Annotated in this window: 7 protein-coding genes; 2 read left to right on the forward strand and 5 right to left on the reverse strand. The window is 72.7% G+C overall.

Going from position 1 to position 10662, the window contains the following annotated elements; translation table 11 throughout:
• Positions 1 to 45 precede the first annotated feature (45 nt).
• The 5 genes from DQW06_RS16695 to DQW06_RS16715 form a co-directional block, all read right to left on the reverse strand.
• Positions 46 to 2403, reverse strand: a complete 2358-nt coding sequence (locus DQW06_RS16695) for a M64 family metallopeptidase (protein WP_117198887.1) — start codon at positions 2401 to 2403, stop codon at positions 46 to 48.
• A gap of 104 nt (positions 2404 to 2507) precedes the next feature.
• Positions 2508 to 4139 (reverse strand): hypothetical protein, encoded by a 1632-nt coding sequence (locus tag DQW06_RS16700; RefSeq protein WP_117198888.1) that lies wholly within the window; start codon positions 4137 to 4139, stop codon positions 2508 to 2510.
• Positions 4136 to 5026 carry an ATP-binding cassette domain-containing protein gene (locus DQW06_RS16705; protein ID WP_013153888.1) on the reverse strand — a complete coding sequence of 297 codons (891 nt, stop codon included), beginning with the start codon at positions 5024 to 5026 and terminating at the stop codon, positions 4136 to 4138. Before DQW06_RS16705 ends, DQW06_RS16700 begins: the two co-directional genes overlap by 4 nt.
• Positions 5023 to 5823: a hypothetical protein gene (locus tag DQW06_RS16710; RefSeq protein ID WP_019608286.1), complete on the reverse strand. Its 801-nt coding sequence runs from the start codon at positions 5821 to 5823 to the stop codon at positions 5023 to 5025. Before DQW06_RS16710 ends, DQW06_RS16705 begins: the two co-directional genes overlap by 4 nt.
• Complete coding sequence (locus DQW06_RS16715) at positions 5820 to 6407, reverse strand: RNA polymerase sigma factor (RefSeq protein WP_013153886.1); 588 nt, start codon at positions 6405 to 6407, stop codon at positions 5820 to 5822. The genes DQW06_RS16710 and DQW06_RS16715 overlap by 4 nt, the downstream gene beginning before the upstream one ends.
• Positions 6408 to 6532: 125 nt before the next feature.
• Between DQW06_RS16715 and DQW06_RS16720 the strand changes: the two genes are divergently transcribed.
• Together DQW06_RS16720 and acnA are read left to right on the forward strand one after the other, a co-directional pair.
• Positions 6533 to 7468 carry an LLM class F420-dependent oxidoreductase gene (locus DQW06_RS16720; RefSeq protein WP_013153885.1) on the forward strand — a complete coding sequence of 312 codons (936 nt, stop codon included), beginning with the start codon at positions 6533 to 6535 and terminating at the stop codon, positions 7466 to 7468.
• A gap of 399 nt (positions 7469 to 7867) precedes the next feature.
• Positions 7868 to 10591, forward strand: a complete 2724-nt coding sequence (acnA, locus tag DQW06_RS16725; protein WP_013153884.1) for an aconitate hydratase AcnA — start codon at positions 7868 to 7870, stop codon at positions 10589 to 10591.
• Positions 10592 to 10662 lie beyond the last annotated feature (71 nt).

Here is a 10662-nt window from a genome sequence, read left to right on the forward strand (position 1 = left end):
GCCGGGGCGGGAGGCGACGGCCCCACGCCCCGGCGGCACGGCCGGTCACAGGTGCGCGCACTGCCCGGCGGTCGAGCCCGTGACGTCGTTGGCGGCGCCGAAGTCGGCGATCGCCGGGCTGTTGCCGGTGCAGGACAGAGAGCCCCGGACGCTGTTGCCCGCCAGGACCGGGCCGTAGCCCCCGGGGTCCCCGGTCCAGGTCGGGGACGGGACCTGGGTGTTGCCGTGCAGGGCCAGCGAACCCGTCAGCTCCGAGCCCAGGACCATCACCTCCGAGGTGGTCCCGCTGACGCGCACCGCGCCGCGGACCTCGGTGTCGGTGAGCCGGACGGTGTGGGCGCCGTCGGCGTTCAGCCCGCCCCGCAGCGACCCGCCGTCCACGACGAGCGAGGCGCCCGCGGCCACGTCCACGCCGCCGCTCACCACGGCCCCGTCGAGGCAGACCACGCCCGAGTCCACGTCCAGGCCGCCCCGGACCGTTCCGGTGACGGTCTCGGTGCACTCGGGGTCGGCCGCGGGGACGACGGTCGCGCGGAAGGAGTCGGGGGAGCCGGTGTTGCCCGCCGCGTCGACGGCGCGGTGCTCCACCGTGTGCGTCCCCCAGCCCGGTTCGTGTCCGTCGACCTCGAACACCGCCGTGGACAGCCCGCCGCTGCCCAGGCTTCCGTAGACGAGGTCGTCGACGTTCGTGCCGTCCGGGGTGAACCTGAACGGCGCCCCGGGGTCGTCGGGCCAGCCGTAGTAGTGGTGCCAGCCGTCGCCGTCGACGCGGAACTCCCCGACGACGTGGCCCTCGCCGTCGTCGCGCGGCGAGAGCCGCATGGAGAACGCGTTGAGGTGGATGTGGTGGTCCTCCCCGGCGGTGGCGGCGGGTTCGGACAGCTCGCGCGGCGCGGTGGGAGCGGTGTTGTCCACCGTCCAGACCAGGGTCTGGGAGTCCCCGCCCGGGGCGGCCGGGTCGGTGACCGCGGCGGTCAGCGTGTGCGTGCCCGCGCCGGGGGCGACCTCGCCCAGGTCCAGGGTGCGCCCGTCGGCGGAGGTGGACACCTCACGCCCGTCCAGGGTCCAGGCCACGTCCAGCACCCGGTCGGTGGGGCGTGAGGTCTCGGCGTAGACCACCTCGTCGCCGCCGACGGCGCGCGCGGTGTCGCGGAAGCGGGTGAACTCCACGGTCCCCGCGTCCGCGGGCAGCGGTTCCCCGACGGTCCAGGAGCGCGTCTGCGTCAGGGCGGCGGACTCGCGGATGAGCGGATCGCGGACGAAACCGGTGGGGTCCTGCACCCGGACGCTCACCTTCGCCCCCTCGTCGAGGCCGAGCCCGGACAGGTCCAGGGCGCGCGAGCCAGCCGCCTCGGGCAGTTCCTCGCCGTCGACCGACCAGGTGTACTCCAGCTCGTGGAAGACGGGGTGGGGGCCCTCCACCCACACGGCGTCCTCGGGCCCCACCTCGCCCTCGGGGGTGGAGGACACCGGCATCTCGCCCCGGTCGCGCAGGCCGGAGATCCGCTGGACCATCACCTCCCGGGCGACCTGGTCGAAGTAGTAGCCCAGCGACTTGAGCATGGAGTGCTCGCTGGGGCGCCACACGCCCTCGGAGTGGTACAACCCGCCCTCGTGGCCGTCGGGGTCGGCGGCGCCGATGGTCCCGCCCGCCTCGCTCTCCTCACCGAGCCAGCGCCACCACTTCTCCCGCCGGTCGAGCATCTCCCGCGACGACATCAGGGTGTGGTGGGCCGAGTCGGGTTCCCCTCCGGTGTAGCGGCCCAGACTCGTGTCGCGGAAGTAGTACGGGTACTCGTCCTGGAGCTCTCCCAGGGAGTGCCCGAGCTCGTGCGGGCTGATCAGCGCGGACAGGGCGTTGCCCGAGGATGCGGTGGCGGTGGCGCCGCCGCGTCCCCCGTAGGTGCCGCTGTTGGCCAGGGCCAGGATCTGCCGGTTGTCCGCGCTCACGCCGGGCACCAGGTCGGCCGCGGCCTCGGCGGCCTCCTCGTCCACGGTCAGCAGCCGTTCCAGGGCTTCGGGGTCGCAGCCGTTGAAGAAGCCCATGCCCAGGGCGGTGTCGCGCTCCTGGTCCTCACGGGCCGGGTCGCAGTCCACGCCCGACTCGGCCGAGGGCGTCTGCACCGCGTACACGTTGAGGTAGTTGCGGTAGGTGCGGAAGGGCTCGATGCTCCACTGCACGTTGAGGTGCTGGTCGAGCTGCTCGCGGAAGAGCGGCATCTCCTCCTCGGTGTAGCCGTCGCCGAGGATGACCAGGTTGAAGCGTTCGGAGGGGGCGCCGGTGACCTGGATCGGCACCACCCGCGCCTCGGAGGGGGAGGTCTCGGCCGCCACGGGTGCGGCGGGGGTCAGGACCGCGGTCAGGAGGGGGAGGGCGGCGAGTGCCGCCGTGGTTCTGCGCACGGGGAGTGGCCTCGTTTCTGGTGCGACGTGCCCGGAAGCCTAGGGAGGCGGGCGGGGCCGATCCAGAGCGCGGGGCATAGGTGATTCGATAACCCGGCCGCGGTTCAGCCGCACACGGGCCGGACGTACCGCCCCGGGTCCTCCTCGTGGGTGTGGTACTGGTGCTGGGGGTAGAGCCGCTGCCAGTCCCCGGGCCCGGCGGGTTCGGTGGAGGACTCCCGCAGCGGCGTGTCCAGCAGCCGCGCCAGCTCGAGGCTGGTCGTGCGCGGGTCGGTCAGCTCCTCCCAGTTCCGCTCCAGGACCCGGCTCACCCGCTCCTCGGGCAGGTCGGCCATGGCCAGGGAGAGCTCCAGGTCCACCGGGGAGGGCTGGTAGGCGTGCAGGTTCGCGGCCAGCGTGTCCAGGGTGTCGTAGCGGGACAGGCCCTCCACGCCGGCGGCCAGCCACGCCGCCAGCAGCACGCGCGCCTGCCCGGTGCCCAGGCACCCGGTCTCGTAGGGGTCGGACAGGCCCAGGACCACCCGGGCCGCCTCGCCCACCATCGCGGTCTGCCAGTAGTGGTCCCAGTCGCCCGTGTACGCGTGGACCACCACGTCCCGGTCCCGGGGCACGTCCAGCTCCCGGTGGTAGGAGAAGCTCTCCTGCCACACCACGGGCATGCGCTCGCGCGGGACCTCGGGCAGCAGGTCCATGGCCGGGCCCAGGGCGCCGTGCCAGCGCTCCACCCATGGTTCGAAGCCGGGCAGGGGGCAGTAGGTGACGCCCTCCCTGGTCTGACAGGGCGGCCCCTGCGCGCCGTACACCCGGCTGTCGGGGATGGGGGCGTACAGCGGCTGGATCTGGCGGCCGTGGACGACGGTGCCGACGGCGGCGGCCAGCAGCACGGCGGCCGCGCCCAGGCAGGCCGCCCGGTGGGCACGGCGGCCCCGCGCGGCCATGGCCAGGACGGCCAGGAGGGCCACGACCAGCACCGAGTAGACCAGATAGGCGGTGGCCACGTCCGTGACGGAGGGGGCGCTCACGTTGAAGGGGTCGAGGGCGACGCGGGCCGCCCACTCCACCCGGAGCACGGCGCTCGACAGGTTGGCGTCCACCGCCGAGACGCCGTACAGCCAGTAGGCGGGCAGGGCCAGCAGGGTCACGACCAGCGGCAGGTAGGAGCGGGTCCACGCCACCAGGGCGATGGACAGCAGCGGGCCCGCGGCCGCCAACAGGAGGGGCGCCGGGTAGGCGGACGGGCTCAGCGTGCCCAGCAGGGGAGGGGACAGCCAGCGGTCCACCCCGGCCCACAGCACGACCAGCACCGTGCCGACCAGTGAGGACGCCGCCATCAGGGACAGCAGCCGTCCCGTTCGGCCCAGCGGGGAGACCAGGCGCGGACAGTAGCGGGCCTCGCGCATGGCGGGGAAGGCGACCGCGGCGAAGAGCACCGCGCCCACGGCCGTCGCGGCGGCGTTGGCGTTGGCGTACCAGTGCTCCAGGGTGGCCGTCGCGCTCGCCCAGTCCGGGGACACGAGCAGGTACATGCCCGCCAGGGAGCCCGGGAGCACGAACGGGTTGCGGACCAGGCGGAGTGCGTTGAACCAGGTCAGGCGGGCGAACGTGGCCGTGCTCCGGGCGGCGTGCCTTCGTGCGGAGCGTGTCCGGGAGGGGCTGGAGTCCGGGGTCGCGGCCTCCTGACCGGTGGGCGCCCCCCGCGCGGGTCCGGCGCCGACCGCGTGCCGGGCGGGGTTCACCGGTCGTCCTGTTCCACGCCGGTGAGCAGCAGGTAGGCGTCCTCCAGACTGGGTTCGACCGGCTCCAGACCCTCGGAGGGGCCGGGCGCGGCGCCGCCCGCGGGGGTGAGTACCCGGTAGCGCCCGTCGGCCAGGCGCCAGGAGGTGTACTCCCGGCCGGGGCGGCCGTCGCGCTCCCACACGTGCCCGCGCGCCCCGTCCACCAGCGCGCGGGGGGTCCCGTCGAAGATCACCCGGCCCGCGTCCAGGCACACCACGCGCTGGCACAGGGCGGCCACGTCCTCGATCTGGTGGGTGGAGAGCACCACGGTGCTGCGCACGGCCAGCTCCGAGACCAGGCCGCGGAACCGGATGCGCTGTTCGGGGTCCAGGCCGATGGTCGGCTCGTCCAGCAGCAGCACCCGGGGGTCGCCGAGCAGGGCCGAGGCCAGGCCCAGCCGCTGGCGCATACCGCCGGACAGGCGCCGGACCCGGCTGTGGCGGCGGTCGTGGAGACCGACCCGCTCCAGGACCCGGCGCACCTCGTCGTGGCGGGCGCGGCGCCCGCCCAGCTCCTTGAGCACCGCCATGTAGTCCAGCAGGCCGAACGCGGTGAAGTACGGGTAGAACTCGGGGTTCTGCGGCAGGTAGCCCAGGTGGCGGCGGATCTCGGTGCGCTCGGCGGCCCGCGCGGGGTCGTGTCCGAGTACGCGCAGTTCTCCGTCGTCGGCCTCCAGGTCGGTGGCCAGGCAGCGCAGCAGGGTCGTCTTGCCCGCGCCGTTGCGCCCCAGCAGCCCGGTCACGCCGGGACCCAGGTCCAGGTCGATCCCGGCCAGGGCGGTGCGGGTGCCGTAGCGGTGCCCCAGCCCCCGGACGCTCACGGCGGCCCGTGCGGTCGTCGTGCTCACGCCGTCCTCACCCGCAGTAGGAGCGCGCCGAGCAGGGCGGTGAGCGCGCCCGCCCACCACACCTGGGCCTGGGGCGCGAGCAGGTGCAGGGGCGTGGCGTCCTCGGAGGCGGTCAGGACGCCCAGGGCGACCAGCCACAGCAGCCCCACCGCGGCGCTGGCCGCGCCCAGGTGCATCCAGCGGCTGAGCACGAGGGACCCGGCGACCAGGGTGAGGGCGGGCAGCAGCCAGAACACCGCCTTCCACGGGGTGTGCGCGTGGGGCAGCAGCAGCGCCGCCGACATGCACAGGGTCAGCGCGGGCACCAGCACCGCGCAGGTGCGCAGGAACAGCAGCCGCTGGCCCGCCAGCGGCGTGACCGAGGTCAGCGAGTGGGCCGGGTCCACCCCGCGCCCGTAGGCCAGGGCCACCCCGGCCAGGGGCACCACCGGGGCGGTGAAGGTGAACATCAGCGAGCCGTGCGGCAGGTGGTGGGCGGCCAGCAGGGCGGCCGTCAGCACCACGACCGTGGCCAGCAGCCAGGCCCGGTACAGGGAGGGGGTGGCGGCCAGCAGCTTGGCGGTGCCCTCGCCCAGCCCCAGCGAGGACAGCAGGGACTCGACTGGCCCGCGCCGGGGGCGGTCCACGACGTCGCGCAGGTCCTCCCAGCTCCGGGCCAGCCAGGGCTCGTCGGCGGGCAGCAGGTCGCGGCAGGGCGCGCAGTGGGTGATGTGTGCCTCCACGGACATGGCGGTGACGTCGTCGGAACGGTGGTGGGCGTACTCGTGTGCCTGGGCAGGGGTCAGGTGCCAGCTCATGTCAGTGCCTCCCGTAGCCGCGCCTTGGCGCGCATGACCCGTGTCTTGACGGTTCCCTCGGGGACCTGGAGGATCTGCGCGGCCTCCCGGACGGTGAGCCCGTCCAGCACGGTGGCCTGGATGGCCGAGCGCAGTTCCGGGGAGAGGGAGTGCAGGGCGGCGCCCAACGGGCCGTGCTCGATGTTGAGCAGCACGGTGTCCTCGGCGGAGGCGTCGCCGATGGTCTCGTAGGGTTCGCTGTCGCTGTCGGCGATCCAGCGGTTGGCGCGTTTGCGCAGCTGGGAGATGAGCTGGCGGATCGCGATGGTCCACAGCCAGGCTCCGGCGTCGGTGTCGCCGGGGCGGGGGGTGAAGGAACCCGCGTTCCTCCACACGGCCAGGAAGGTCTCCTGGAGGGCGGCGTCGAGCTGGTCGGGGTCGGAGCACCGGTAGCGCAGCCTGGCCCGCAGCCAGGTGGCGTGCCTGCGGTGCAGGAACTCCAGCGCGCGGGTCTCGCCCGCGGCGACGGCGGCCAGCAGCACCGGGTCGGTGCTGTCCGGGTCGTAGGAGGGCGCGCGGCGGCGCGCGCGGCGGAGCAGCTTCACAGGAGGGACTATCGCGGAAGGCGGGCGCTTCGGTTCGGCGGACGGGCGGGGCGCGGACGCGCCTTTTCCACGGTAACCGCGCGGCGGTTCCGGTCTGGTCCGCGGCGTGGGAGAAAATGGGGCTTATGCGTCTGAGGATCTTCCTTGAGCCCCAACAGGGGGCCACCTATGAGGACCAGCTCACCGTCGCCAGGGCCGTCGAGGACCTGGGCTTCGACGCTCTGTTCAGGTCCGACCACTATCTGCACATGGGGGATCACGTCAGCGGCCTCCCCGGGCCCACCGACGCCTGGATCACTCTCGCCGGGCTCGCCCGGGACACCTCCCGCATCCGCCTGGGCACGCTGATGACCGCGGCGACCTTCCGTCACCCCGCGCCCCTGGCGATCTCCGTCGCCCAGGTCGACCGCATGAGCGACGGCCGGGTGGAGTTCGGCTTCGGTTCGGGCTGGTTCGAGGAGGAGCACGCGGTCTACGGGATCCCCTTCCCCGCCACCGCCCGTGAGCGCTTCGACCGCTACGAGGAGCAGCTGGACATCATCACCGGCCTGTGGTCGACCCCGGTGGGGGAGACCTTCCGCTACGAGGGCAAGCACTACCGCCTGGCCGAGGGGCCCGCGCTGCCCAAGCCGCAGCAGGGTCCGCGTCCGCCGGTGCTGATCGGCGGCACCGGCCCCAAGCGCACGCCGCGCCTGGCCGCCAAGTACGCCGACGAGTACAACGTGCCCTTCAACTCGATCGAGGACACCTCGGCCGCCTTCGAGCGGACCCGGGCCGCGGTGCGGGCCTCGGGGCGCAGCGCGCCGATGGTCTACTCCGCCGCGCAGGTGCTCTGCGCGGGCAGGGACGAGGCCGAGGTGGCCCGGCGGGCCGAGCGGATCGGCCGCGAGGTCCCCGAGCTGCGGGAGAACGGCCTGGCGGGCACCCCAAACGAGCTGGTGGACAAGATCGGCCGCTTCGCCGAGGCGGGCGCCGAGCGCATGTACCTCCAGATGCTGGACATGTCCGACCTGGACCACCTGGAGCTGGTGGCCTCGCAGGTCGCGCCGCAGCTGGACTGATCCGGAGCCCCAAAGGGGTGGAGGTTCAGCCGGGGGCGGTCGCACACCGTCGGCGGCCGCCCGATAACTTGATATCGAGATACAAGTTAGATACCTTGACATCAAGATAACAGCGGGGTTCCCCTCGGCCCGCTCCCGGTTCGGGTGTGTGAAGTTGACCGCTTGAGCGCACCCGGTCCGGACAACGTGGGCGCCCGCTACCAGTGGGCCGCCCGGCCGGTGGCGAGTGGTGTCGCCGCAGGCCACGGCGGGCCTGACGGAGGCCGGGAGGCAGGCGGAGGTCAACCCCCGCGGCCCTTCGCCCCCGGCAACCGGTCAGGGCGGCCTCAACAGGTCCCGCGTCCGCCCCATGGGGGAGGATGCTGGGAACGTAAGTGGCGAGATCAGGAGGCAGACACCGTGTCCGCGAACAGCTTCGGCGCCCGTGACACGTTGCGCGTTGGCGACGAGTCGTACGAGATCTTCCGTCTGGAGACCGTGGAGGGCTCCAGTCGGCTTCCCTACAGCCTGAAGGTGCTGCTGGAGAACCTTCTGCGCACCGAGGACGGTGCGAACGTCACCGCCGACCACATCCGGGCCCTGGGCGGCTGGGACCCCAAGGCCCAGCCCAACCAGGAGATCCAGTTCACCCCCGCGCGGGTGATCATGCAGGACTTCACCGGCGTCCCCTGCGTCGTCGACCTCGCCACCATGCGCGAGGCCGTGCGCGACATGGGCGGCGACCCGGACAAGATCAACCCGCTCGCCCCCGCCGAGCTGGTGATCGACCACTCCGTCGTCGTCGACCTCTTCGGCCGCCCCGACGCCTTCGAGCGCAACGTCGAGATCGAGTACGAGCGCAACTACGAGCGCTACAAGTTCCTGCGCTGGGGCCAGACCGCCTTCGACGAGTTCAAGGTCGTCCCGCCCGGCACCGGCATCGTGCACCAGGCCAACATCGAGCACCTGGCGCGCGTCACCATGAGCCGGGGCGGCCAGGCCTACCCCGACACCTGCGTCGGCACCGACTCGCACACCACCATGCAGAACGGCCTGGGCATCCTGGGCTGGGGCGTGGGCGGCATCGAGGCCGAGGCCGCCATGCTCGGCCAGCCGATCTCCATGCTCATCCCGCGCGTGGTCGGCTTCAAGCTGACCGGTGAGCTCCAGCCCGGCACCACCGCCACCGACCTGGTGCTCACCATCACCGAGATGCTGCGTCAGCACGGCGTGGTCGGCAAGTTCGTCGAGTTCTACGGCGAGGGCGTGGCCTCCGTGCCGCTGGCCAACCGCGCCACCATCGGCAACATGAGCCCGGAGTTCGGCTCCACCGCCGCGATCTTCCCGATCGACGACGAGACGATCCGGTACATGAAGCTGACCGGCCGCTCCGAGCAGCAGGTGGCCCTGACCGAGGCCTACGCCAAGGCCAACGGCTTCTGGCACGACCCGGCCAACGAGCCCGAGTTCTCCGAGTACCTGGAGCTCGACCTGGCCGAGGTGGTCCCCTCCATCGCCGGCCCCAAGCGCCCGCAGGACCGCATCGCGCTGTCGGAGGCCAAGAGCACCTGGCGCCACGACGTGCGCAACTACGTCGAGGACAGCACCGACGAGGCGGGCGAGGAGTCCTTCCCGGCCTCGGACGCCCCGTCCCAGACCGCCAACGGCGCCCGTCCGCACAAGGCCGTCAAGGTCACCATGGCCGACGGCACCGAGACCGAGATCGACCACGGCGCCGTGGTGATCGCCGCGATCACCTCCTGCACCAACACCTCCAACCCCTCGGTCATGCTGGGCGCCGCCCTGCTGGCCAAGAAGGCGGTGGAGAAGGGCCTGACCCGCAAGCCGTGGGTCAAGACCTCCATGGCCCCGGGCTCCAAGGTCGTCACCGACTACTACGAGCGCTCCGGCCTGACCCCGTACCTGGACAAGCTGGGCTTCAACCTGGTCGGCTACGGCTGCACCACCTGCATCGGCAACTCCGGCCCGCTGCCGGAGGAGATCTCCCAGGCCGTCCAGGACAACGACCTGGCCGTCACCGCGGTCCTGTCCGGCAACCGCAACTTCGAGGGCCGGATCAACCCGGACGTGAAGATGAACTACCTGGCCTCGCCGCCGCTGGTGGTCGCCTACGCGCTGGCCGGGTCGCTGGACGTGGACATCACCACGGAGCCGCTGGGCATCGACAAGGACGGCGAGCCCGTCTTCCTGGCCGACATCTGGCCCAGCGCCGAGGAGATCCAGCAGGTCATGGACTCCGCGATCGCCTCGGACATGTACGAGTCCGCGTACTCGGACGTGTTCGCCGGCGACGAGCGCTGGCGCTCGCTGCCCACCCCGACGGGCAACACCTTCGAGTGGGAGGGCGAGTCGACCTACGTCCGCAAGCCCCCCTACTTCGAGGGCATGGAGACCACCCCGGCCCCGGTCACCGACATCACCGGCGCCCGGGTGCTGGCCAAGCTGGGCGACTCGGTCACCACCGACCACATCTCCCCGGCCGGCGCCATCAAGCCGGGCACCCCCGCGGCCGAGTACCTCAAGGCCAACGGCGTGGAGCGCCGCGACTTCAACTCCTACGGTTCGCGCCGCGGCAACCACGAGGTGATGATCCGGGGCACGTTCGCCAACATCCGCCTGCGCAACCAGATCGCGCCGGGCACCGAGGGCGGCTACACCCGCGACTTCACCCAGCCCGAGGGCCCGGTGTCGTTCATCTACGACGCCGCGCGCAACTACGCCGAGCAGGGTACGCCGCTGGTCGTCCTGGGCGGCAAGGAGTACGGTTCCGGCTCCTCGCGCGACTGGGCGGCTAAGGGCACCAGCCTGCTGGGCGTGCGCGCGGTCATCACCGAGTCCTACGAGCGCATCCACCGCTCGAACCTGATCGGGATGGGCGTCCTGCCCCTCCAGTTCCCCGAGGGCCAGTCCGCCGACTCCCTCGGTCTGACCGGCGAGGAGACCTTCTCCATCACCGGCGTGACCGAGCTGAACGAGGGCACCACCCCGGCCACGGTGAAGGTCAGCACCGACACCGGCGTGGAGTTCGACGCCGTGGTGCGCATCGACACCCCCGGTGAGGCCGACTACTACCGCAACGGCGGCATCCTGCAGTACGTGCTGCGCCAGCTGATCGCCAAGTAGGCGGGTCCGCGCGCGGGCGGACCCGTGCGCGGACGCCCCACGCGGCTTCGCGGGGCCGCCACCGTCCGAGC

Origin of the sequence: Nocardiopsis sp. TNDT3 (assembly GCF_003427465.1) — a bacterium.
GTDB lineage: Bacteria > Actinomycetota > Actinomycetes > Streptosporangiales > Streptosporangiaceae > Nocardiopsis > Nocardiopsis dassonvillei.